Annotated in this window: 15 protein-coding genes; 3 read left to right on the top strand and 12 right to left on the bottom strand. The window is 61.4% G+C overall.

Annotated elements, in window-relative coordinates; all coding sequences use genetic code 11:
* Positions 1-71 precede the first annotated feature (71 nt).
* The 3 genes from FXO12_RS15470 to FXO12_RS15460 all read left to right on the top strand — a co-directional run bounded on the left by FXO12_RS15470 (position 72) and on the right by FXO12_RS15460 (position 13,438).
* A complete protein-coding gene (locus FXO12_RS15470; RefSeq protein ID WP_057977778.1) occupies positions 72-7,013 on the top strand; it encodes a dermonecrotic toxin domain-containing protein in 6,942 nt (2,313 codons plus the stop codon).
* Between the two features lie 230 nt (positions 7,014-7,243).
* Positions 7,244-8,182 (top strand): DnaJ C-terminal domain-containing protein, encoded by a 939-nt coding sequence (locus tag FXO12_RS15465; protein ID WP_034126393.1) that lies wholly within the window; start codon positions 7,244-7,246, stop codon positions 8,180-8,182.
* 84 nt (positions 8,183-8,266) lie between these two features.
* The gene (locus FXO12_RS15460) at positions 8,267-13,438 is read left to right on the top strand and encodes a dermonecrotic toxin domain-containing protein (protein WP_057977776.1); all 5,172 of its coding nucleotides are present in this window, start codon (positions 8,267-8,269) and stop codon (positions 13,436-13,438) included.
* Here the strand turns inward: FXO12_RS15460 and ureC are convergent.
* From ureC to FXO12_RS15395, 12 genes are all read right to left on the bottom strand, one after another.
* The gene (ureC, locus tag FXO12_RS15455) at positions 13,435-15,135 is read right to left on the bottom strand and encodes an urease subunit alpha (RefSeq protein WP_054896378.1); all 1,701 of its coding nucleotides are present in this window, start codon (positions 15,133-15,135) and stop codon (positions 13,435-13,437) included. The two genes, FXO12_RS15460 and ureC, sit on opposite strands and share 4 nt — an antisense overlap.
* 179 nt (positions 15,136-15,314) lie before the next feature.
* Entirely contained in the window at positions 15,315-15,620 is a 306-nt protein-coding gene (locus tag FXO12_RS15450) for an urease subunit beta (protein ID WP_054896379.1), read from the bottom strand.
* The gene (locus tag FXO12_RS15445) at positions 15,617-16,150 is read right to left on the bottom strand and encodes a GNAT family N-acetyltransferase (protein WP_054896380.1); all 534 of its coding nucleotides are present in this window, start codon (positions 16,148-16,150) and stop codon (positions 15,617-15,619) included. The genes FXO12_RS15450 and FXO12_RS15445 overlap by 4 nt, the downstream gene beginning before the upstream one ends.
* A 5-nt stretch (positions 16,151-16,155) precedes the next feature.
* Positions 16,156-16,668, bottom strand: coding sequence for a GNAT family N-acetyltransferase (locus tag FXO12_RS15440; protein WP_057977774.1), 513 nt, complete (start codon positions 16,666-16,668; stop codon positions 16,156-16,158).
* Positions 16,669-16,677: 9 nt separating this feature from the next.
* Entirely contained in the window at positions 16,678-16,980 is a 303-nt protein-coding gene (ureA, locus tag FXO12_RS15435; RefSeq protein WP_003171437.1) for an urease subunit gamma, read from the bottom strand.
* A 92-nt stretch (positions 16,981-17,072) separates the two neighbouring features.
* Complete coding sequence (locus tag FXO12_RS15430; RefSeq protein ID WP_057977772.1) at positions 17,073-17,912, bottom strand: urease accessory protein UreD; 840 nt, start codon at positions 17,910-17,912, stop codon at positions 17,073-17,075.
* 30 nt (positions 17,913-17,942) lie between these two features.
* Complete coding sequence (urtE, locus tag FXO12_RS15425; RefSeq protein ID WP_034126399.1) at positions 17,943-18,641, bottom strand: urea ABC transporter ATP-binding subunit UrtE; 699 nt, start codon at positions 18,639-18,641, stop codon at positions 17,943-17,945.
* A 147-nt stretch (positions 18,642-18,788) separates the two neighbouring features.
* Positions 18,789-19,622 carry an urea ABC transporter ATP-binding protein UrtD gene (gene urtD, locus FXO12_RS15415; protein ID WP_161975077.1) on the bottom strand — a complete coding sequence of 278 codons (834 nt, stop codon included), beginning with the start codon at positions 19,620-19,622 and terminating at the stop codon, positions 18,789-18,791.
* Positions 19,619-20,686, bottom strand: coding sequence for an urea ABC transporter permease subunit UrtC (gene urtC, locus FXO12_RS15410; RefSeq protein WP_057977770.1), 1,068 nt, complete (start codon positions 20,684-20,686; stop codon positions 19,619-19,621). The genes urtD and urtC overlap by 4 nt, the downstream gene beginning before the upstream one ends.
* Positions 20,686-22,188, bottom strand: coding sequence for an urea ABC transporter permease subunit UrtB (gene urtB / locus FXO12_RS15405; RefSeq protein ID WP_054896384.1), 1,503 nt, complete (start codon positions 22,186-22,188; stop codon positions 20,686-20,688). The genes urtC and urtB overlap by 1 nt, the downstream gene beginning before the upstream one ends.
* Before the next feature lie 166 nt (positions 22,189-22,354).
* A complete protein-coding gene (gene urtA, locus FXO12_RS15400) occupies positions 22,355-23,620 on the bottom strand; it encodes an urea ABC transporter substrate-binding protein (RefSeq protein WP_003188149.1) in 1,266 nt (421 codons plus the stop codon).
* 193 nt (positions 23,621-23,813) lie between these two features.
* Entirely contained in the window at positions 23,814-25,175 is a 1,362-nt protein-coding gene (locus tag FXO12_RS15395; protein ID WP_057977768.1) for a PepSY domain-containing protein, read from the bottom strand.
* Between the last annotated feature and the right edge of the window lie 76 nt (positions 25,176-25,251).

Genomic DNA, 25,251 nt, shown 5'->3' with positions numbered 1-25,251 from the left:
ATATAGCTACGTCTTGAACCGGCAGGGGCTTGGTTAGGCTCGGGTTTTACTGCCCTCACGGACGAATCGCTATGCCTGATGCAACCTTCAACGCCGACCTGCGCGGCGTGCATTACGACTTTCTCAAACAACGCGTGCCGAACTGGTTCATGGAAGGCACGCCGCAACGCCAGCAAGAGCTAGGCACGCACGAGATGGATATTCCTGCCTGGTACCTGGCCGCCACTCACCAAGACAAAACCACTCTGGCTGCCCGGCACACGCGCTTTCGCGAAACGCTCAATGCGATTGAAGAGCACCTGGGCCAGATCGAAGACGTCCTGGCCTTCGCCGAACAGCCGCTCAAAGAGGCGATCAAGAAAGAGTTCAACCTGGAACTGGATGTGCGCAATGTATTTTTCGTGCGCAAATACGGCTCAAAAGGTGCTCGCGATGACTTCTACGGTGCCTTTGTTTTCGAGCAGCAAAACGACCCGTCACTGAGCTACAGGTATCGCGGCATTTCCCTGTTGGAAGCGGCCCTGGCCAATTTCGAGGCCGATGAAGAGCAGCCGTCGTCGTGCACCGATTGCCAACTGATCACCACCTTCAACCTAGAAAACCCCCACATCATTGCGACCTTCGCGGCCGTCCATGCACAGGCGGTGGCGATCACGCCCCATGCTTTCGCCAGGCTTTGCCGCACATTGGACCTTGGCGCGCTTTATCAGGCGCATATCAAGGCCATTGTAGAGCCCCAGGACGCGGATGAACGCCAGGCGCTTGAACAGCTGTTGGAAGAGCATCAACGCGAGCAGTTGGCACTGTGCATCGATATTGCCCGGTTGCAAAGCACCGGACCGCTCAGTGCCGACGCCTGCCAGATGCTCCAGAATGTGGTCACGGGCTCCGCCACGCCGAAACTGGCCGGGAAGCCAGTGACATACACCGCGCTCAACGTGTTCGACAGCGTATTGGTGGGGCCGCTGCTGATCGGCCCTGATCGGCAAAACACCAACCGCCCCGAGCCTCTGGTGGTGTACATCCCCGGCGACCCGCAACAGCCCCTCAAGGAGTATGCGTCCAGTGGCGAATTCATGGCCGACTTGCGTACCCGTCTGCACAGCGCATCGTACCGGCGCTTCTTCAGCCGCTTTGTGCCGGTGCGCGAACAAGGCGGGTTCTTCACCCGGTTCAACCGTCTGTACCAGCCTGCCAGTAACGGCAATGGCGGCGCGGACTACCCGTTGCGCACGCCGTTGGCGCGCTTGCCTATGCAAGAGTTCGCCCTTGCCGGTGAGCTGTGGCAGCGCAGTCGCCAGGCGCATATCAGCAAGATCCTGAGCGATGCACGCGCAGTGGCCGTGCCCACCGAAGACGAGGACCGCAAGGCCCGGCTTGAACGCCTGGAAGGCTTTTTCGAGGCGGCCGTCAGCGTATTCAATCTCGCCGCGTTCGTGGTGCCGGGGCTCGGCCCGATCATGTTGGCCGTGGGCGCATCGCAGATGTGCTACGAAGTATTTGAAGGCATCGAGGCCTACGATCAAGGCGAGCCCCGCCAGATGTGGGCGCATTTTGCATCGGTAGCCCTGAATGTAGCGTTCATCGCCACCGGGTCCAAGGTGCTGCCCGCCGTCAAATGGCAAAGCGCAGTGGATCACCTCAAACCGGTGACGCTGCCCACGGGCAAGCAGGTACTGTGGAACCCCGACCTCAGGCCCTATGCCTCTACCACCAAACCGGCGCCAGAGGTCAAGCCCAATACGTTGGGCCTGTACGATCATGCCGGTCAGCAATGGGTGTCGTTCGAGGATACGCATTACCAGGTCAAGCAAGACCCGAGCGGCCAGTACCGTATTCAGCACCCGACTCGCCCCGACGCCTACGCGCCGGAATTGGAACACAACCATAACGGGGTGTGGACCCATGAGCTGGAAGAACCGCTGACCTGGGACGAGCCCACCTTGATCAAGCGCCTCGGGCTGGTCGAGCAGGCGGATCCGTTGCGTATCAGCGGCGTCGAAACTGACACTCTGCGCCAGGTTGCGGTCGATCATGAACCCTTGCCGCTGTTGCTTGACGACACCATCAAGCGCTTCGAGCTGCATCAGCAATTGACCACCTTTGTCGAGCAAATCAAAAGCAGCGACCCGCTGGTCTACCAGAAGGCCGAGCCGGCACTGCAATTTGACCTGCTTCAACGCCGTGGCCTGCTGCCTGATGGCGTAGCGCTGAAAGTCATCGGCCCAACGGGCGAGGTCGTGTGGGAAAGCGCCGATGCGTCGCCCTTATTGCCCAAGCGCGTGATGGTGTTGACCGAGACCGCCATGGCCCAGGGCCGTTTACTCAGGGAGTTGCTGTACACCTTGCAAGGCGTCGACCCGCAGCTCAAGGAATTCCCCGGCAGCCCCGAAGAGTCACTGGACGTTCGCGCCGCCAAGCTGCGCCAGTACCTTGGCGATGCCGTTGATAGCCTCAAAGGACCGCTGCTGGAGGAGCGTTATCGTACGTTGAACCCAACGCCTGACGCCGATGTGCAACGCGTGCTGGATACCTACCCGGCCTTGCCGACGCTGGCCGCCGAACGCTTGCTGCAAGGCGCTGCTGTGGATGAGCTGACCGCTTTTCGCAGCAGCGGGCGCCTGCCTGACCGGTTGGCCACGCAGGCTAAATGGTGCGCGCAGGAAACCCGCGTGGCGCGCGCCTACGAAGGGCTGCACCTAGACACTCAGACCCACCTCGACAGTCAGCGCCTGGCCTTGCGCACCCTGGAAACCCTGCCGGGCTGGCACCGTGGCTCGCGGGTGGAGTTGCGTCAGTACTCGGCGGAGGGCACGCTGATGGACGCCATCGGCTCCCCCGACTTCCCGCACAAGCGCAGCCTGATACTGCTGGACAGCGGTGAGTTCCAGGCAACCATGCCCGGCGATTTCTACAGCGCCATCTGGGAGCAACTCGCGCCCGATGAGCGTCAGCGTCTCGGGTTGGGCAGCGCGGTCGAATTGAAGCAGGCGATTCAACGCAGCCCTCTTTCGCGCCAGGCGTTGCGCACGGTGCTGGAGGACCAACCGCTGCGCAAGCCCGAGTACGATCCGATGGTCCGCTTGATGGGCGGCGCTCCGGGCTTTCGGCATATGGCAAGGGTGGCGGCTAATGTGCTGCGCTCTCCAGCAGAGCGGGTACGCCGGTTGTATCCATCATTCACTGAGGAGCAAGTCACAGCGTTTATTCAGTCGCTGGGCGAAGATGTCCCAGGCGGGTTGGCCAGTCGTGAGCTGGAATACCACCACCTGAAAAAATCCTTGAAAGCGTGGGCTCGCTCCAGAGGGCCACATGCCCTGGCGTACTACAGCGCCGAATGGCGTGTGAGTGATGCAATCAAACGCTGCTGGCGTCGCGAGACCGGAAGCCAGTTGAATATCCGTCGTTCAAAAGACGAGATTCGTTGGGTGGATTTGCCGCCGCTGAAGGCCGACTTCAGTCATGTCCAGGAAGTGGCGTTATCGGGGCTCACATGGAAGGGGCACTCCAGCTCGTTGTTCCTCGAAAATTTCACGCATATCAAGAGCCTGAGCATGACTGGCGCCGAGTTGGTCGAGTTGCCGGCGGTGATCGGCGATATGAAGCAGCTCACGTCGTTGAAACTGCCCTCCAATGAACTGAAACTGAGCGAGCGTAGCGCGGCAAGCTTGAGCGCTCTGGATGCCTTGCAAGTGCTGGATCTTTCGGAAAATCCGCTGGGTACATTGCCTGATTTCGGCGGTATGCCGCATTTGAGAGCGCTGAATCTATCTTTCACCCGAATCGAGCGTTGGCCTTCGGGGTTGAGGACGCAGACTGGGCTGGAGCGCGTCGACTTACGTCACAATCGACTGCTGCAGGTACCGCAGGACAATCTTGTTCCGCCGGCAGATCAACTGGAAACGATCGTGCGGATCAATAACGTCACCTTGCTTGATGGCAATCGCTTCCCACACGATTACTGGGAAACATTCGATAAGTATTGGCAGGACGTGAACCAGTCACGCCCCGACCTTGTGTCAGGCGCTCTCGATGGCGCCTTTGACAGCAGAAACCCACGCCTGGAAATGGTGCAGCACATGTACCCCGAGTATTCCCTGCAAAAGGCCCGGGAGCTTGTCTGGAGCTGGGGCGAAGGCGCCGATACCGAGCTGGACCGGCGCTGGCAGGAGTTTTCTGTGCTGCTCAGGCAGTTGAACGCGTGGGCATTTTCAGGCGGCGGCGAGCGCCAGCGCTATGTGCGCGTGGGGGAGCGCGCCACCGATGCTGCGTCACTGCGTGATCGCAACCTGGCGCACAACCGCATCATGCGCTGCTGGCGCCGTGAAACCCCGCAACAGCTCACCAACGACGGCGAGCCCTTCGGCCTGGAGCTGGACCTCAGCGGCCTGACGCTGCCAAGCCTGCCCGACCTGGATGCGGACTTCAGCCACGTAGGCTCACTCAAGCTGAGCAACATGAACCTCAGTACTTCGCCTGAGGGGTTCCTCGCTCGCCATCAGGGCGTACGCTGGCTGGACATGTCGCGCAACCAGTTGCGCGAGTTGCCGCCGGCGCTGGGGCAGATGCATGGCCTGACCCGGCTGTCGTTGCAAAATAACCAGATACGCCTGAACCCGGAGTCGGCTGCGATGCTGGCGTCGCGCAGCACCCTCAGAGCCTTGATCCTCAATTCAAACCCCCTTGATATCGCGCCGGATTTCAGCCAGATGACGGATTTGCGTTCGCTGGGGATGGGCAACACCCATATTGAAACCTTTCCCACCGGGCTGGGGGCGCAGCCTAGCCTGGATGCGGTGTACCTGAGGGGCAGTCGGATTTCAACGCTGCCCGATGCGCTGATTGCCCCCTCGGACGAGGCGTTGGCGCAATCCCTGCGGGTAACCAGCGTCACTGATCTGGGCCTGAACCCCTTGTCCGCCGAAACTCAGGCGCGAATCGCCGATTACAACCGTCGGCTTACCGACCCGGAGCGAGCGGCCAACAGGTTGGTGCGCAGCACTCTGGAGGTGGCTGTGCCGCAGGCCGTTACTGGCGACTCAGCGCCGTTTCAGCGCTGGGCCAGAGGGTTGTCAACGCAGCAGCTTGCCCAGCGCCAAAGCCAATGGTCCACCCTGCGTGCACTGCCAGGCTCGGACGGTTTTTTCGACATGCTCAGAGACCTGAACGTGGCGCCCGCTGAATATGAGGATGTGCAGCAGCGGGTGTGGGAGGTGATCGACGCGATTGCCAGCCACAGCGCCGAGTCGGAGCAGCTGCGCAAGGAGATGTTCGAATGGGCGGGCCAGGCGACGTGTTGCGACCGTGCCGCGTTGACCTTCGGTAATCTGGAAATCCTGCTGATGACCAGCAATGCCAAGGCCCAGGCGTTGGATTCGACTCAGGGCGCCGCGCTGGTGAAGCTATCCAGGGGCTTGTTCCGTCTGGAGGAAGTGGAAAAGATCGCCCTTACGGATATCGACCAGCGCCGGACTGCGATCAATAGCCGCGAAGACCTGACGGCGACGCAGAAGGCTGACGCTCTAAGGGCTCTGGAAGAAGTGGAAATCAGGCTGGCCTATCGTTACGGCCTCAAAGAGCGGCTTGACTTGCCTGGCCAGGCGCAGCAGACCAGATTCATTCGTTTCGGCAACGTCAGCCAGGCGATGCTGGATGCTGCGTACGATAAGGTGATCGGCCTGGATAATTCGGTGCATGAGTTTCAAGCCATGCTCGCCAGGGAATTCTGGCAAGACTACATCGCGAACAAATACCGCTCGCGGTTCGAGGCGCAGAACCAACCCCATCACGAACAAATGAATGCGTTGTTGCGCGATTTCGAGTCCGGTGCAATCTCCAAGGCGGTGTTCGACGGTGAGGCCGAAGCACTGCAGGGGCAGTTTGCAATCGAAGAAGCACAGCTGATTCAAACCCTGTCCCGCGATGAAGTGGCGCAAGCGTTGATGCCCACTGCGAGCCTTGAAGTGTTGGTGGAGCCTGTGGGTCAGGAGCTGCAACTGTCTGAGGCTAAAGCCATCGATTTCAACGGCAAACAGTATTTTGTCGCGAGCATGCCGGATGCGGGCGATGGCGAGCATTACATCTTGCGGGTGCAGGCACCCCAGAACCCGTTGGCGCTGGTCAGCAGTGGGGTGGTAGCCAAGCCCGATATCCATGGGGTCTGGAAGCGCAGGGGGTTGGCGGGTGGGATGAAGCCGCAGGGCTCCGACGATGAGTTTTTCGACGCGTCGGAGTCCATGCCGGTAACGCCCTACACGGCGGAGGAACTGCGCCATATGCGTCGCGATATCCACTTTACGGCCAGCCCCAATCGCATCGGCAGTTATAACCGTGCCAATAACGGCAAATACCCGCTCAGGGACTATCAAGGCCGGGCGATCCGCATTCGCGAATTGGAGCAAGCGGTCACGATAGATCCCGGTGTGCGCTACACCTCGGAGCAGATCAAGCCCTACATTCAATTTCAGGGCTATGAGCAGGTGGGCGCACGCTATGAAGAGAAACTCCAGCTACGTTCGTTTACGGCCCAGGACATGAAAGCGCCCGGTGAAAGCGCGTTGATAGGCCAGGCCACGGTGGTTGCCAACCGGCGTATCGCCAAGGGCGAGATCGTCGGCGTGTACGGCGGAACGGTATTGCCCATGGGGATCTTCGGACCCAGCGGGCAGACGTACACCATGAGGGTAGGAAGCAAGGAGGTCGCGCGGGGCAATACCCTGGTAGAGGAGCCGATCCACCTGTCGGGGGATAATATTATTTCCAGAATCAATACCCTCTTCGAGTATGACGCCCAGGGCAAACCGTTGCGCCAGGCCCCCAGTGGCTACAACGTTGAAGCGGTGGGCTTCAATGTCGAGGCAGACAGGTGGATGGGGGTAGGGGAGGGTGCGCGAACCAAACGCGAGAATTTGATACTGACGGCGGTATTTGCCACTGAAGACATTTCAGCGGGCGCCGAGCTGCGCATGGATTATCAGTACACTGAGGGGGCAATAAAAAACCTGTTCGCTTGATCCTACCCGAGTAAGTAACGGGTCTGTCGTCGTAAATAGCCATATCCCATCTTGAAAGGGCGGGTTTTGCCCCAATCTTGTGGGCATATCCAGGCGGTACACAGTGATTGCACTGACCCTGTGTGCCGCCGATTAACTTATGACGCGCCCTGACATCAATTCCCAGGCTGCCAGCCATGGCGTGCCGTGTGGCGGGCTGCGCGATATCGATAACGGATGGTGATGCCCCCATGGATTTCAAAGACTACTACAAGATTCTCGGTGTCGAGCCCACGGCTGATGACAAAGAGATCAAGTCGGCTTATCGCAAGCTGGCGCGCAAATATCACCCGGACGTCAGCAAGGAAAAGGACGCCGAAGCCAAGTTCAAGGATGCGTCCGAGGCCTATGAAGCGCTTAAAAGCGCCGACAAGCGCGCCGAATACGACGAACTGCGCAAGTACGGCCAGCATGGCCAGCCGTTCCAGGGTCCACCGGGCTGGCAGAGCCGTGGCGGCTTTGGTGGTGGCCAGGACGCGGGCGACTTTTCGGATTTTTTCAGTTCGATCTTCGGCTCGCGTGGTGATGCTTTCGGTGGCGGCCAGCGCCGTCCTACCGGGCGCAAGGGCCAGGATGTGGAGATGCAGCTCACGGTCTCCCTGGAGGAAACCCTGTCCACTGAGTCCAAGCAGATCAGCTTCCAGGTGCCGCAATACGATGCCTCCGGTCGGCATGTGAGCAACACCACCAAAAGCCTGAACGTGAAGATCCCGGCCGGTGTGGCCGATGGCGAGCGCATTCGCCTCAAGGCCCAGGGCGCGCCTGGCATTGGCGGCGGGGCCAATGGTGATTTGTACCTGATCATCAAGTTTGCGCCCCATCCCAGGTTCGAGGTGGACGGCGAAAACCTGATCATCAACCTGCCGCTGGCACCCTGGGAGTTGGCGCTGGGCACGGAAGTGGCCGTGCCGACCCTCACCGGCAAGATCAACCTCAAGGTGCCTGCCGGTAGCCAGAACGGCCAGCGCATGCGTGCCAAGGGCCATGGTTTGCTGAACAAGGCCGGGCAACGCGGCTATCTGTTCATCCAGCTCAAGGCCGTCATGCCCAAGGCGGCGGATGATGAGGTCAAGGCATTGTGGGAGGCCCTGGCGCAAAAGGCTGCGTTCAACCCGCGCGAGCAGTTTTGAACGGGTCATTGATTTAGTTAGCGCCAGCCGCAAAAACGGCGTGCCTAGGATGACAACCTCTTCCAAGAAAAAGGTTGTCATCCCATGCCGGACTTTCAGGTCACCGACCCCGCCACGCCGCTTCCCGGTGAGCAGGGCCAACATTACGAGCTGATCAAACAGGCGATCCCCACTTGCCTGGTCAACAGTTCGCCCTCCCGTCGCAAGGCCCTAAAAGACACGCCGCCAGCCATTCCCCGCTGGTATGACGCTGCTTCCCAGGCACACAAAGATCAGCTCAACGTGTTGCTGGACGCCCGTTGCGATTCGCTCAACGAACTGGAGAAAACCTTCAGTCACATACACTCGGAGCAAGCGTTTGCCCAACCCTTGTTGGAAGCCAAGCTAAAGGCTATCGGCCACGAGCTGGACGTCAATCAAACCTGGTTGCGCCTGTATGTACCGGTGGAAGATGCCTTTGGCGTAAAGACCAGTGGCTTCAGGGTCAAAACGTTCTCCCTGCTGCACGCTGCCCTTGGCAACTTTGAGCAACGCGAGACTCGAGAGGGCTATTTCGACAGTGCCTCAGGTTTCATCACCCAACCGGACGTGCGCGATCATTTCGAGCGCCACACCACGACCCTGAAGATTCATGCGTTCACCCAGCTGTGCCGAGACCTGGACCTGGGCAAGCAGTACCAGGCTCACCTCAAGGCGCAGTTGAAACCTGACCACGCCGAGTCCCAGGCCGAACTGCGCGAGCGTTATGTCCGGCACCAGAAAGCCGCCTTCAAGGCGGCAGCGTACCTGGCGTTGCTCAAGGGCGACATTGGTGACAGCGACCACGCCTTGCTGATGCGTGTGGCGGCCGGGGAAAAACACATTCTCAGCGACGGCAAGCCCATCGTGTATCGCAGCCTGAGCCTGATGAACCTGCACCTGCATGATTGCCTGGTCATCGACGCTTGCGCCAAGCCTGGCTACACCTGCTGGGTCATCGTTTATATTCCCGATGACCCCGACCATCCCATCAAGCGTTATGACACCTTCAATGACTTCAGCACTGCATTGACCGAGCGCCTGAGCGCGAAAACCACCCAGCAAGCTGACCGCTCTCAAGGCTGGAGGGCTACGCCGAACCAGCATTTTTTTGCCCGGTTCGTTGCCGACAAAGACCGCGCCTACTACTACAAACGGCTGACCGAACTGGTGCTGGACGCACCTCCCCAGCCGTTTGGCGCACAGGCCTTGCGATCCGAATGGGGGCGCCTGCTCACTTCTCCGTCCTTTGCCACGCCTTCGACACTGGGCGAACCACATCCCTACGTGCGCGTGCATGCCACTGCCCCTGAATTCAACATTCGCGCTCATACCCTCGTTGACCTTTGGCAAGTTCCGGACCTGTGGACCTATCGCCTGGGCAGCCTGCGTGCCCGCCTGTTCGAGAATGCGCGGCATCGTGCGGTGAGCACCGCCGATGTCGATGAGGCCTCGCGCTCACTGCGCGCCGCGCATTACATGAGCATTGGCCTGTTCGGTCTCAACCTGGTGGCCATGGCGGTGCCACCGCTTGGCGTGCTGATGGCCGTGGCGATGGCCGGGCAAATGCTCTACGAAGTCATCGAAGGTGTCATCGAGCTGAGCGAAGGCGATCGCGAAGAGGGCTGGGCGCACATCACCGACGTGGTGGAAAACCTGGCGACGCTGGCGGTGCAGGCAGCCGTGGTGCACTTCACCGTGTCGCCGTTTATCGAGCAGCTCAAGGCCGTCACTCTCCCCAGTGGCAAGACTCGGCTGTGGAAACCCGACTTGTCGACCTATGAGCACACCGCGTCCCTACCTTCAGTGGCGGCGGATGAGCAAGGCCTGCACCGGCACAACGGCCAGACCGTGCTGCCATTGGAGGGTAAACGCTATGCCGTGCAACAAGACCCGCTGACCGAGCAATACCGCATCCTCCATCCCACGCGCGCCGAGGCCTATCAACCGATATTGAAGAGCAACGGCGCTGGCCTCTGGAACCATGAAGTGGAACGCCCGCACACCTGGGAAGGCGCCACGTTGATGCGGCGATTGGGCCCGGTGACGGAGGGCTTCAGTGATGCCGAGTTGGAGCAGGTGCGCAGCGTTGCGGCGGTGAGTGAGGACGTGCTGCGCCGCGTGCATGTGGAAGGCGAGCCGGTACCGGCGATCCTGCTCGACACCCTGCGCCAGTTCAGGGCGTATCGCGATGCGGTGAGCGTCGCCGAGGGTATTCGCCAGGGCTCGCTCAGCAGCGCACTGTGCAGCTATGCCGCATCCCTGGCGGTGGAGTTGCCGGGATGGCCAGCGAGCAAGGCGATCGAGGCATTTTCCGGCACCGAGTTGAGCGGGCCGTCGATCAAATACGGTAATCAGCAGGCTGCGGCGGCGGACACCGTGCAGGTCCACCGCGCCGAATTGATGAGCGGCCAGTTGCCCATACGCATTATCGAAGCGTTCAGCGAACCTCAGCGCGATGCTCTGGTGGGCAGTTACACCGCCCGCACACCCGAGGCGAGAACCGAGGCCCTGCAATTGAAACTCGAACAAAGGGCCATCGAGGTGCGCGAGCGGTTGATGAAGAGTATTTACGTCGAGCAGCAGCCACCTTCAGACACCTCGATTATGCTGATCCAGCGTGACTTCAGCGGTGTGCCGACGATTTTGGCGCGCGAAGTGCTGGCGGACGCGACGCCGACCGAGCGCGACACGATGAGCCGCGCCAAGCGCATTCCCCTGCGCCTCGCTGAAAAGGCGCGCCGGGCGCAGCAGCAAATGCGCCTGACCCTCGCGTATGAAGGCTTGTACCTCGATGCGTTGGCCGGCCCAGACACCGAAACCCTGGCCCTCCACACACTGCCGGCGCTGCCCGGCTGGTCGGACAATCTGCGCCTGGAAGTGCGCGAGGGTCGGTTTGAAGGCCCATTGCGTGCCAGTTTTGGCCCTCAGGAGGCGAGCAATCGCAAGGTCCTGGCACGTACGGAGGATGGACGTTATCAAGCCTTTGATGAGCGCGGTCAGGATCTGCATGGCCTCAATGGTTTCTATGGCGCCTTGCAGCACGCGTTGACCGACGCCCATCGCAACGCGATTGGCCTGCCCCATGTCGGCCAGGGTGAGCAATTGAAGGGGTTGATCCAGCAACATGCATTAGGCCGAGCACCGTTGCGCAAAGCCTTGGGCATGTCGCCGGAAAAGCTGCCGTTTTTTCGACCGCCGAGCGTGTTGCCGGGCGAGCGTCGCGGCTATCCATTGAGCGGGCGCGGTGGCACTGAGTGGGAAAAAATCACACGCGAGCGGGTCCGCAGCCTGTACCCGGAAATCACCCGGGACGAAATGCTCGCCCTGATCAACGAGCGCGGCGCGCTGGATCTGAGCTGGCTGCGTGCGTTGGAGCAAGAGTACAAGACCCTGCAGGCCACCTTGCACAACTGGCTGAGCACACCGCCCCAGGGCATGGAACCGTTCGGTGACCAGCAACGTCAGGTGCTGAGGGCCAGGCGCAAGATTTATACGGCGCTGGATGACGCCTGGAGAAAGGTTGGCCCACGGCACTACGATCGAAATGGGCGCCTCTTGGGGCAGAAAATCGAATGGTTGGAAGAGGACCTGGCGCAGCAGCTCCGAACCTTGCCCGCACTGACTGCAAACTTCGACCATGTCAGCTACTTGGGCATTGTGGGAACCGAAGGCTCGCAGCTGACGGATGCGGATGTGCGGCCACTGCTCGCTAACTTTCGCGGTCTGCGTCAATTAGGGATCGAGGCCGCTCAACTGACACGCCTGCCGTCAGCCATCGAACAGATGCCGCATTTGCAGCGGTTGCATTTGGGCGGTAACAGTATTGTCCTTACGCCTGAAGACGTCTTGCGCTTGAAAGATCGGGTGCATCTCAAAGAGTTATTTTTGGAAATGAACCCACTCGGCTTGCCACCCGATGTCGGGCGCATGCCGCGCTTACATACCTTGCTGCTCAATGAAACAAGCCTGGTGGAGTGGCCTAGCAGTGTGTTCCGTGTGCCCAGGCCGGAAGACTTCATTCTGGATATGCGGCAGAACCCGATAGCGCGGATTCCCGAGTTCGCGCCGGGCTCGGATAAGGCATTGATTGTGGCGAAAACCTTCCTCACCCGTGAAACGCTGACGCCTGAACTGCTTGCTCAATTCAAGCGGTACATCGAGGCTGCCGGCCGGGATCCGGATCGCCAATTGCCGAAAAGGGGCGCGCGCGACAGCGAGCAGTGGAAAACCGGTTATTCGGCGCAGGAATGGCCCTCCAGGCAAGTGTTATGGGACATGCTTGAAGGTTCGTTTGGCTCTGAGGGCTTTTTCAATGTTCTTCGTGCCGTCAGAAACTCCGGGGACTCGACACTCAGGGGCGGCGTATGGTTGCCGGAACTGACCGCCAAGGTCTGGCGCATACTCGAGGCGATGGGCGAAGACGCCGAATTGCGCGAGCAGTTGTTCCTGATGGCCCGGGACCCTGCAGCCTGCGTGGACGCCGGAGCCCAGATGTTCAATGCGATGGGCGTTGCCGTGCTGCATTGGTCGGCGTACTTCAGCGAGGACGTGGCCTCCGTGCGCAAAACTGTCTTCAACCTGGCCAGGGGCAAGTGGCGGCTCGATGAGTTGGGCCGTATCGCCCATGAGCGCGTGTCCCAACTGCAGGATGACGGCGTCAAGTTTCCGGAGTACGACGCCAAAGGCGCACGCATCGATCATTACGATGCCCGCGGCAATTTGATCGCTGATATCGACGAAGTCGAGATCTACCTGGCGTACACAACGCCATTGGCAACCCGTCTGGACCTGCCCTGGCAATCGCGGAGCATGATGTTCCGCGAGGATTATGTGACGGCGCCCATGGTCGAGGAGGCATTCAACCGCGTACAGCTACTGGACCAAGGCGAGCTGCTGCGTGGCAACCTGCTGGAGCAACCGATGTGGACCGACTTTCTGCAGCGGGCTCATCCAGCTGACTACGCGTCGATTGCCGCAAAATTCGATGCACTGATTGACTATCAGGCCGCGCAGGAACAATGGGCCGCCGCAGCCAACCTCCCTGAGAGCGCGAGGCAGGCCCTGCGCCAAACCATCAGCCGGTCGGCTCAGCGCCTGGGCCGACCGGCTTCGGAAAGTGAGCCGGGGCAACTGATGTCCCAGCAAGACTACGACGACACCTTTGGTCGCATCAATGGCGAACTGATCACCTTGAACCAGACACTGACCGATCAAGCGATCCGCGCCATCCTCTAGAACAGGAAGTACCGCTGGGCCATCGGCAACACCTCGGCCGGTTCGCACCACAGCAACTGACCGTCAGCCTTGACCTGATAGGTCTGTGGGTCCACCTCGATATCCGGCAGGTAATCGTTGTGGATCAGGTCGGTTTTCTGCACGTCGCGGCAACCCTTGACCACCGCGATCTGCTTCTTCAGGCCCAGGGCCTCGGGCAGTCCGGCCGCCTGCGCGGCCTGGCTGATAAACGTCAGGCTGGTGGCGTGCAGGGAGCTGCCGAAGCTGGCGAACATGGGGCGGTAATGCACCGGCTGCGGCGTCGGGATCGAGGCGTTGGCGTCGCCCATCAGGCTCGAAGCAATGGCGCCGCCCTTGAGGATCAGCGTGGGCTTGATGCCGAAAAACGCCGGGCGCCACAGCACCAGGTCGGCCCATTTTCCGACTTCGATGGAACCGACGATATGGCTGATACCGTGGGTGATCGCCGGGTTGATGGTGTACTTGGCAATGTAGCGCTTGGCGCGGAAGTTATCGTTGCCCACGCCGTCGCCCGGCAGGGGGCCACGCTGTTTTTTCATCTTGTCGGCGGTCTGCCAGGTGCGTGTGATCACTTCGCCGACACGGCCCATGGCCTGGCTGTCGGAGCTGATCATCGAGAACGCGCCGAGGTCGTGCAGGATGTCTTCGGCGGCGATGGTTTCGCGGCGGATGCGGCTTTCGGCGAAGGCCACGTCTTCGGCAATGCTTGGGTCCAGGTGGTGACACACCATCAACATGTCCAGGTGTTCGTCGATGGTATTACGCGTGAACGGCCGCGTCGGGTTGGTGGAGCTGGGCAGCACATTGGGGAAGCCGCAGGCCTTGATGATGTCCGGTGCATGGCCGCCACCGGCACCTTCGGTGTGGTACGTGTGGATGGTGCGGCCCTTGAGCGCGGCGAGGGTGGTTTCGACAAAGCCCGACTCATTGAGGGTGTCACTGTGGATCGCCACCTGCACGTCGTAGGCATCGGCGACGCTCAGGCAGTTGTCGATGCTGGCGGGCGTGGTGCCCCAGTCTTCATGTAGCTTCAAACCGATAGCACCGGCCTTGACCTGCTCGATCAGCGGCTCGGGCAAACTGGCGTTGCCCTTGCCGGTAAAGCCAATGTTCATCGGGAACGAATCGCTGGCCTGCAGCATCCGCGCAAGGTGCCACGGGCCGGAGGTGCAGGTGGTGGCGTTGGTGCCGGTAGCCGGCCCCGTGCCGCCGCCGATCATGGTGGTGACGCCGCTGGTCAGGGCCTCTTCGATCTGCTGTGGGCAAATGAAATGCACGTGGGAGTCGATGCCGCCGGCGGTGAGGATCATGCCTTCCCCGGCGATCACTTCGGTGCTGGCGCCGATGGCCATGGTCACGCCGGGCTGGATGTCCGGGTTGCCGGCTTTGCCAATCGCGTGGATGCGGCCATTCTTCAAGCCGACGTCGGCCTTGACGATGCCCCAGTGGTCGATGATCAATGCGTTGGTGATCAGCGTGTCGACTACTTCATGGGCGAGCAATTGGCTCTGGCCCTGGCCGTCACGGATAACCTTGCCGCCGCCGAATTTGACCTCTTCGCCGTAGACGGTGAAGTCCTGCTCGACTTCGACGAACAGTTCGGTGTCGGCCAGGCGCACCTTGTCACCGACGGTGGGGCCGTACATGTCGGCGTAGGCTTGTCTGGATATCTTCATGGGTGTGTCCTCGATCGTTCCCACGTTCTGCGTGGGAATGCATCCTGTGACGCTTTGCGTCACGACGTAAAGAGCGGACGCAGAGCGTCCCTGGCGGCGTTCCCACGCGGAGCGTGGGAACGATCTAAACGATCTAATTGCATTCCAACGGTGGGAGCTGGCTCGCCTGCGATGAGGCCCTAAAGGTCGCCCATGACTCGCCCTGCAAACCCAAATACCCGCCTTGCACCACTCAACTCCACCAACTCCACCTCCCGACGTTGCCCCGGCTCAAACCGCACCGCCGTGCCCGCCGGAATATTAAGGCGCATGCCACGGCTGGCCGCGCGGTCGAATTCCAGCGCGTCATTGGTCTCGAAAAAGTGGTAATGCGAGCCCACCTGGATCGGCCGGTCGCCGCTGTTGGCTACGCCGAGGATGAGGGTGCGGCGGCCGACATTCAGTTCGATCTCGCCAGGCTGGATCTGATATTCACCAGGAATCATGCAGGTTGCCCCAGGGTCTTGTAGTAGATGGCGGTCGGGCTGTAGCGCCCGTCCGGGCTTTGGCAGTAGTCGGGCAGCTCACCGAGCTTGGTGTAGCGCAGCGACTGATAAAAGGCTTCGGCGCCGGAGCCGGCCTCGGTGTCCAGGTACAGCAGGCCACGCTTGTGCTGGCGCGCGGCGAGTTCCAGGGTATTCATCAATTGCTGGCCCAGGCCATGGCGACGGGCGCTGCTGTGCACCAGCAACTTTTGCACCTCGGCGCGGTTCAGGCCGTTGGCTTTCTGGCACAACGCCAATTGCACGCTGGCGATCACCTGCTCGTCGCGCACCACTACCCACAGCAGCAGGCTGGTGTCCTCGACGCCGGCTTGCACGCCGGTCAGGTAGTCCCGGGCCTGGGCCTCATCGAAGTCGGCCATGAAGCCCACCGAAGCGCCGTGCTGCACCGCGTCCAGCAACAGCTCGATCAAGCCCCGGCGGTAATGGGCAAAGCTTTCAGCATTGACTCGACGCAGTTGTGCAGCGCTCATCGATCTCACTCCTGGGGCGGTTCGGCGCCCGGATTCAACGTCAGTTGCATAAAGGTCAGGTCCAGCCAGCGGCCGAACTTGATGCCCACTTGCGGCATTTGCCCGGTAGTCACGAAGCCCAGGCGCTCATGCAGGCGGATCGAGGCCAGGTTGCCGCTTTCGATGGCGGCGACCATGACGTGCTTGCCGCAGCTGCGGGCGCGCTCGATCAGGGCCTGCATCAGGTGTGGGCCGAGGCCTTTGCCACGCTGGTCACTGCGCACGTATACCGAGTGTTCGACGCTGTAGCGGAAGCCTTCGAAGGGGCGCCAGTCGCCGAATGAGGCGTAGCCGGTGACTTCGTCGTTGTCCACCGCCACCAGGATCGGGTATTGCTGCGCCTGGCGCGCACTGAACCAGGCCTGGCGGTTGGCCAGGTCCACCGGTTGCTCGTTCCAGATCGCCGTGGTGTTCAACACCGCGTCGTTGTAAATGGCGCGGATTGCCGGCAGGTCGTGTTCGGTTGCATCACGAATCATGGCTGCGCCTCAGGCAATGGGCTGGTGGACGGTGACCAGCTTGGTGCCGTCGGGGAACGTGGCTTCCACCTGGATATCCGGGATCATTTCCGGGATGCCTTCCATAACCTGTTCGCGGCTGAGCAGGGTGGTGCCGTAGTGCATCAGGTCGGCCACCGTGCGGCCATCGCGGGCGCCTTCCATCAGGGCGGCGGAGATATAGGCGATGGTCTCCGGGTAGTTGAGCTTCACTCCGCGTGCCAGGCGCCGTTCGGCGACCAGGCCTGCGGTGAAGATCAGCAGTTTGTCTTTTTCCCGAGGGGTCAGGTCCATGGTTCAGGGTCCTTCATAAAATTCATTCTTAAATACATAGAAGATCCCATGTGAAGCTGATTTATGTGGGAGCTGGCTCCACAGTTTGATCTTCATGTGCTCCAGATTCTTGGTGATATCGCTTCCCTGCCGAGTACGGCCGGTCGCAAAAGCCGCCATAAATCAATCAACCACCCCCGCGCCAGCAGCGCTTCACTGGCCAAACAACGCGCCACCAGTAAGCCAGGCAATTGGGTCAAATCCCCGCGCACCGCATGGGGCAGTGAGCGGCATTGCTCAAGCAGTTCAGGGTCGATCTCGCCTGTCACCAGCAACGTGGCAAACACCGGTTGCCCATCCAGCCCGATAGGCGAATCCAGCAATCCATCGGCGCCCACAATGCGCTGGCGCTCATGCCAGAGCAACTGGCCGTCGCGGCGAATGTCCAGGTGCGATTGAAAGTGGCCAAGGTCGAACCGTTCGCCACTGGCCGGGCGGCCCAGAGCGACCACATCCCAGTAGAACAACCGCGCATCGCCCGACAGCTCCACTCGCGTGGTCAGTTCGGCCTGGGCGGCGCTGAATACGATGGTTTCCTGGGGCAGCCATTCCAGCGTCGCGCCGGCCTCGACGGTCAACTTGACGTGTTGAAACGCCGGGCCGCTGGCGCGGTACCACTTGGCGGCGCCGGGGCTGGTCAGTTGTGCCCAGGCACCCGTGCCCACATGGGCGCTGATGTCCAGGCGATCGCCACCGGCAATCCCGCCGGGCGGATGCACGATGATGTGCTGGCATACCTCGGGGCCTTCGGCGTACAGGTGTTTTTGCACCCGCAGCGGGCCAAGGTGGCGGCGCAGCACCGGGCGCGTGGTGTCATTGACACGCGCGTAGCCGAGTTCCAGCTCGGCGTGCCAGCTGGGCGTGAACAGGGCAGGGGTAACGGGCAGGTTCATGGCGTGTGCTTATCGTTAGGAGGCTACAGATTAGATGGTTACCAGCCCGCGCACACCTTCGCGTTCCATATTTTCACCACGGCCCTGCTGCATGATTTCGCCACGGGACATCACCAGGTACTGGTCAGCCAGTTCAGCGGCAAAGTCATAGAACTGCTCCACCAACAGGATCGCCATATCGCCGCGCTCCGCGAGCTTCTTGATCACCGCGCCGATTTCCTTGATCACCGACGGCTGGATGCCTTCGGTGGGCTCATCGAGAATCAACAGGCGCGGGCGGCTCGCCAGGGCACGGCCAATCGCCAACTGTTGCTGCTGCCCGCCGGACAAGTCACCGCCACGTCGATGCTTCATTTGCAGCAACACCGGGAAAAGCTCGTAGATGAAGGCCGGCACCTCTTTGGCTTCGGAGCCGGGAAAACGTGACAGTCCCATCAGCAGGTTTTCTTCTACGGTCAGCCGCCCGAATATCTCCCGGCCCTGGGGCACGTAGGCGATGCCGGCATGTACGCGCTGGTGCGGCTTGAAGCCGGTGATGGCCTTGCCTTCCCAGTTCACTGCGCCCTCCTTGGCCGGCAGCAGGCCCATCAGGCACTTGAGCAGGGTGGTCTTGCCCACGCCGTTGCGGCCCAGCAGGCAGGTGACTTCACCGATCTTCACGTCAAAAGACAGCCCACGCAGGATGTGGCTACCGCCGTAGTACTGGTGCAGCTTGTCGACTTGCAGCATGTTCGATTCTCCTCAATGATCGTTCCCACGCTCTGCGTGGGAATGCTTCCCGTGACGCTCTGCGTCACCGTTGCTCAGCGGGACGCGGAGCGTCCAACTTGGCATTCCCACGCGGAGCGTGGGAACGATCAGCCGTTCGTGTCAGCGTTAGCGGCCGAGGTAAACCTCGATCACCCGCTCGTTTTCCTGCACCTGTTCCAGCGACCCTTCGGCCAGCACGCTGCCCTGGTGCAACACCGTCACGTGGTCGGCAATCGAGCCGACAAACCCCATGTCATGTTCCACCACCATCAACGAGTGCTTGCCGGCCAGGCGCTTGAACAGCTCGGCGGTGAATTCGGTTTCGGCATCGGTCATGCCTGCTACCGGTTCATCCAGCAGCAACAGTTGCGGGTCTTGCATCAGCAACATGCCGATTTCCAGAAACTGCTTCTGGCCGTGGGACAGCAAACCGGCGGGGCGATGCACGGAGGCGGTGAGGCGGATGGTGTCGAGCACTTCCTCGATGCGGTGCTTCTGTTCCCCGTTCAGGCGCGCACGCAGGCTGGCCCACACCGACTTGTCGGTCTTCTGCGCCAGCTCGAGGTTTTCGAACACGCTGAGGGCTTCGAACACCGTGGGCTTCTGGAACTTGCGCCCGATGCCGGCCTGGGCGATCTGCACTTCGCTCATGCGGGTCAGGTCCAGGGTTTCGCCAAACCAGGCCTTGCCGTGGCTGGGCCGGGTCTTGCCGGTGATCACGTCCATCAGCGTGGTCTTGCCCGCGCCGTTGGGCCCGATAATGCAGCGCAACTCGCCCACGCCGATGTACAGGTTCAGGTCGTTGAGGGCCTTGAAACCGTCGAAGCTGACGCTGATATCTTCCAGGGTCAGAATGGTGCCGTGCCGGGTGTTGAGCCCTTTGCCCGCGACCTGGCCGATGCCAATCGCATCGCGGCCGCTGCCTGCGTCGAAAATTGGTTCAAGCATGACGTTCCTCATTTCTTCAGCAGGCCGATAACGCCCTTGGGCAGGTACAGGGTGACGATGATGAACAGCGCGCCCAGGAAGAACAGCCAGTACTCGGGGAAGGCCACGGTAAACCAGCTCTTCATGCCATTGACCACACCAGCGCCGAGCAACGGCCCGATCAACGTGCCACGCCCGCCCAGCGCTACCCACACAGCGGCTTCGATGGAGTTGGTCGGTGACATTTCGCTGGGGTTGATGATGCCCACCTGCGGCACATACAGCGCACCGGCAAGGCCGCACAACACTGCGCTCAACACCCACACGAACAGTTTGAAACCGCGTGGGTCGTAGCCGCAGAACATCAGGCGGTTCTCGGCATCCCGCAGGGCGGTGAGCACTCGGCCGAACTTGCTTTTCGCCAGGCGCCAGCCGATGTAGAGGCTGGCCACCAGCAACAGCACCGTGGCGAAAAACAACACCGCCCGGGTGCCAGGTTCAGTGATGCCAAAACCTAAGATGCTGCGGAAGTTGGTAAAGCCGTTGTTGCCGCCGAACCCGGTCTCGTTGCGAAAGAACAACAGCATCCCCGCGAACGTCAGGGCCTGGGTCATGATCGAGAAATACACGCCCTTGATCCGCGAGCGGAACGCGAAGAAACCGAACACCAAGGCCAGCACACCGGGGGCCAGTACCACCAGGCACAACGCCCACAGGAAGTGGTCGGTGCCGGCCCAGTACCAGGGCAATTCGGTCCAGGACAAAAAGGTCATGAACGCCGGCAACTCGCTGCCTGCCGCCTGGCGCATCAAGTACATGCCCATGGCGTAGCCGCCCAGGGCGAAGAACAAACCGTGGCCCAGGGACAACATCCCCGCGTAACCCCACACCAGGTCCAGCGCCAGGGCGACGATGGCGTAACAGAGAATCTTGCCCACCAGGGTCAAGGTGTAGGCCGACACATGCAGCGGGTTGTCCGCAGACAATAACGAACACAGGGGCAACGCCAGCAGCAGGAGCAGGATGACTGCACCGACTGCAATCGTGACTTTGGGGCCGGCTTTTTGCGTGACCGTAAGCATCAATGGCTGGTTCATCAGTCGATCACCCGTCCTTTCAGTGCGAAGAGTCCTTGCGGGCGTTTCTGGATAAACAGAATGATCAGCGCGAGGATCAGGATCTTGCCGAGCACGGCGCCGATCTGGGGTTCGAGGATTTTGTTGGCGATCCCTAAGCCAAAGGCGGCCATGACACTGCCGGCCAACTGGCCGACGCCGCCAAGCACCACCACCAGGAACGAGTCGATGATGTAGCTCTGGCCCAGGTCCGGGCCGACGTTGCCGATCTGGCTCAGCGCCACGCCGCCCAAACCCGCGATACCGGAGCCGAGGCCAAAGGCGAGCATGTCCACGCGCCCGGTGGGCACGCCGCAGCAGGCGGCCATGTTGCGGTTCTGGGTGACGGCGCGCACGTTCAGACCCAGGCGCGTCTTGTTCAGTAGCAGCCAAGTGAGCACCACCACGAACAGCGCAAAGGCAATGATCACGATGCGGTTGTAAGGCAGCACCAGGTTGGGCAGTACCTGAATGCCGCCAGACAGCCAGGCCGGGTTAGACACTTCGACGTTCTGCGCGCCGAATACCAGACGCACCAGCTGGATCAGCATCAGGCTGATGCCCCAGGTGGCGAGCAGAGTTTCCAGGGGGCGGCCATACAGGTGGCGAATCACCGTACGTTCCAGCGCCATGCCGATGGCCGCGGTGACAAAAAACGCCACCGGCAACGCGATCAACGGGTAGAACTCGATGGCCTGGGGCACATAGCGCTGCATCATCAATTGCACCACATAGGTGGAGTAGGCGCCGAGCATCAGCATCTCGCCGTGGGCCATGTTGATCACGCCGAGCAGGCCGAAGGTGATCGCCAGGCCCAGGGCCGCCAGCAGCAGGATCGAGCCCAGGGACATGCCGCTGAACGCCTGGCCGAGGATCTCACCCATCATCAGTTTGCGTTTGACCTGGGCCAGGCTGGTCTCAGCGGCGGTGTGTACGGCGGCGTCGGCTTCCACGCCTGGCGCCAGCAGCGCCTCTAGGCGCGTGCGGGCCAGCGGGTCGCCGGTGCTGCCGAGCAAGCGCACGGCCGCCAGGCGCACCACCGGGTCGGGGTCGACCAGTTGCAGGTTGGCCAGGGCCAGGCTGAGGGCGCTGTGCACCTGCTCATCCGTCTCGGCGGCGACCTGCTGGTCGAGGAATTTAAGTTGTGCAGGCACCGCGCTTTTTTGCAGGGTGCGCGCTGCGTCCAGGCGCACCTTGGGGTCGGCGGCGAGCAGTTGCTGGCTGGCTTGCACGTTATTGATCAAACCGCGCAGGCGGTTGTTCAGGCGCACGGTCTTGGTTTCACCGTTGAGTGTGAGTTGGCCTTGCTCAAGGGCATCCACCAACTCGATACGCGTTGGGTCGGGTTGGGCGGCCCAGTCCTGCAGGAGTTTGGCTTGCTGCACCGGGTTGGCGGCAAGGAAGTCTTCGGCGTCGCTGGCGTGTGCGCCAAAGGGCAGCAACAACAGCAGGGCGAGGATGAGGCGGTGGAGGGCAGTGGGCATATAAAAATGTCCTGGTCATGCGGGGACAGTGTGGGAGCAGGCTGTGTGTAAGAGCTGGCTTGCCTGCGATGGCATCGCTGCGGTGTGTCAGGCACACCGAGTTGTTTGCATCGCAGGCAAGCCAGCTCCCACAGTGACCATGTCCCACATTCGAGCTGTGGGGGCGTTAGTTGCTCTTCACGGCATAGTCCGGTTTTTTGTCATTGCCCGGAATGTAAGGGCTCCACGGCTGTGCACGAATCGGCGCTTCGGTCTGCCACACCACCGAGAACTGCCCGTCGGCCTGGATCTCACCGATCATCACCGGCTTGTGCAGGTGGTGGTTGGTCTTGTCCATGGTCAGGGTGAAGCCCGACGGCGCAGCGAAGGTCTGGCCGCCCAGGGCTTCACGCACCTTGTCGACGTCGGTGGACTTGGCTTTTTCCGCCGCCTGCGCCCACATATGGATGCCCACATAGGTGGCTTCCATCGGGTCGTTGGTCACGGCTTTGTCGGCGCCCGGCAGGTTGTGTTTCTTGGCGTAGGCTTTCCAGTCGGCCACGAACTTCTGGTTCACCGGGTTTTCCACCGACTGGAAGTAGTTCCAGGCCGCGAGGTTGCCCACCAGCGGCTTGGTGTCGATGCCGCGCAGTTCTTCTTCACCCACCGAGAACGCCACCACCGGTACCTCGGTGGCTTTCAAGCCCTGGTTGGCCAGTTCTTTGTAGAAGGGCACGTTGGAGTCGCCGTTCACGGTGGAGACCACCGCGGTCTTGCCACCGGCGGAGAACTTCTTGATGTTGGCGACGATGGTCTGGTAATCGGCGTGGCCGAACGGGGTGTAGACCTCCTCGATGTCTTTATCCGCCACGCCTTTGGAATGCAGGAACGAGCGCAGGATCTTGTTGGTGGTGCGCGGGTACACGTAGTCGGTGCCGAGCAGGAAGAAACGCTTGGCGCTGCCGCCTTCTTCGCTCATCAGGTATTCCACCGCCGGGATCGCCTGCTGGTTCGGGGCCGCACCGGTATAGAACACGTTGGGCGACATCTCTTCGCCTTCGTACTGCACCGGATAGAACAGCAAGCCGTTGAGTTCTTCGAACACCGGCAGTACGGATTTACGCGACACCGAGGTCCAGCAGCCGAACACCACGGCCACCTTGTCCTGGGTCAACAGTTGCCGACCTTTCTCGGCGAACAGCGGCCAGTTGGACGCCGGGTCCACCACCACCGGTTCGAGCATCTTGCCGTTCACCCCGCCCTTGGCGTTGATCTCGTCGATGGTCATCAGCGCCATGTCTTTGAGCGAGGTTTCGGAGATCGCCATGGTCCCGGACAGCGAGTGCAGGATGCCGACCTTGATGGTCTCGGCGGCCTGGACGGTCCAGGTCAAACCCATGGCGGCAATAGATGCCGACAAAGTGAAAGCCTTGATCAAGCTGCGACGCTTCATGGTGCGATCTCCGTGTACCGATAATTGTTGTGGGGCAGATACACAGGGCTTTGCAAAGGCTGTGCCTGCTACGCCAGACACGGTTTACCGGCGGGTTCGGGAGGTAAAGCCGCTCCGTGGCGCACCAGGTTGGCGCCACGGAGGCCGTTGAGTGCACGGCAGGCTTCAAAAGAGGGCGTTGCGCGACAATGCTTCAGGCGGTTGCGCTGATGCGTGACAGCAACAAGCGATCCAGCGCCCACACCAGGACCAACGAAGCCCCTACCAACGGGAAAATGATCGCCAGCCCGAGCATGATCGCCATCGCGGTTTTCCACTTGGGCAGGTCATGGCGCAGCGGCGGCACACCCAGCCCGCCTTGTGGCCGGCGCTTCCACCAGATCACCACGCCGCTGACCGCGCTGAGCAGAATCATCAGGCAGATCACCAGCACGATCAGTTGGTTGACCCAGCCGAACATCTTGCCCTCGTGCAGCATCACGCCGGTTTCGGTGGCGCGTGCGACCAGGTTGTAATGATCCCAACGTACATCGGCCAGGACCTTGCCGGTGTACTGGTCCACGTGCAGGGTGGCGTCGTTGCGCGGGTCGTCGGCGAACACCGCGACGGTGAATACACCAGTGGCGGTGGTGGGGAAGGTAATGCTGTAGCCGGGCTCGACCTTGCGTGCGTTGGCCAGGTCGACCACCTGTTGAAGACGCACCGTGGGTGCGGCCGGGCCTGCGTGCATTGCGCCGTGATTCATATGCTCGGCGTGGTCGCCGGACATTGGCATCGGCGTGTTTTCCAGGGCCCAGGGCACGGTCTGCTGGGTGGCGGTGTTGAGCACACGGGCCTGCTGGTCGGACTGCGGCACGCTGTTCCACATCGCGGCTGGGAAGGTGTTCCACAGGTCGGCGTATTGCTTGCCCCAGAAGCCGGTCCAGGTCATGCCGCTGAGCAGCATCACCAGCAGGAACGCTGCGCCCCAGAACCCGGCGACTGCGTGCAGGTCACGCCAGAACACCCGACCACGGGTATTGAAGCGAGGCCACAGAATGCCTGCAGATGACTTGCCCCGCGGCCACCACAGGTACAGGCCGGACACCACCAGCATCACGCCCCAGCCGGCGGCGAGTTCGATCAGGCGATCGCCGACGGTGCCGATCATCAGTTCGCCGTGCAGGGCGCGGACGATGGCTTGCAGGTTGTTGTTTGCGTCCTGCTCACCGAGGACGGTGCCGCGATAGGGGTCGATGAACACCGTCACTTCGTGGGCGTCGTTGCGCATCACGAACTGCGCGCTGCGAGTGGCATCGGCAGGGGGCAGGTATTTGCTGATCGCGGCGTGGGGGTAGGCGGCTTGGGCGCGCTGCAGTTGCTCGTCGGCGCTCAGCGCGTGTTCGGCGGCGGGCACGGTGAGCAGGTGGCCGTACATCAGCGGGTCGAGCTGGGGTTTGAACAGGTAGATGATGCCGGTGAGGGCCAGCAGCACCATGAAGGGGGCGACGAAGAGGCCGGCGTAAAAGTGCCAGCGCCAGGCCAGGTTATAGAAGGAAATTTTTTGTGTGGTCATCGGGTGCTCCGCATAAGGCTTTTGATTTTTCTTGGTCTGTTACACCGCCATCGCAGGCAAGCCAGCTCCCACAGGG

Origin of the sequence: Pseudomonas sp. J380, assembly GCF_009827115.1 — a bacterium.
GTDB classification, from domain to species: domain Bacteria; phylum Pseudomonadota; class Gammaproteobacteria; order Pseudomonadales; family Pseudomonadaceae; genus Aquipseudomonas; species Aquipseudomonas paracarnis.
The sequence above is the reverse complement of the archived record's forward strand: the minus strand, read 5'-3'. Positions and strand labels throughout refer to the sequence as shown.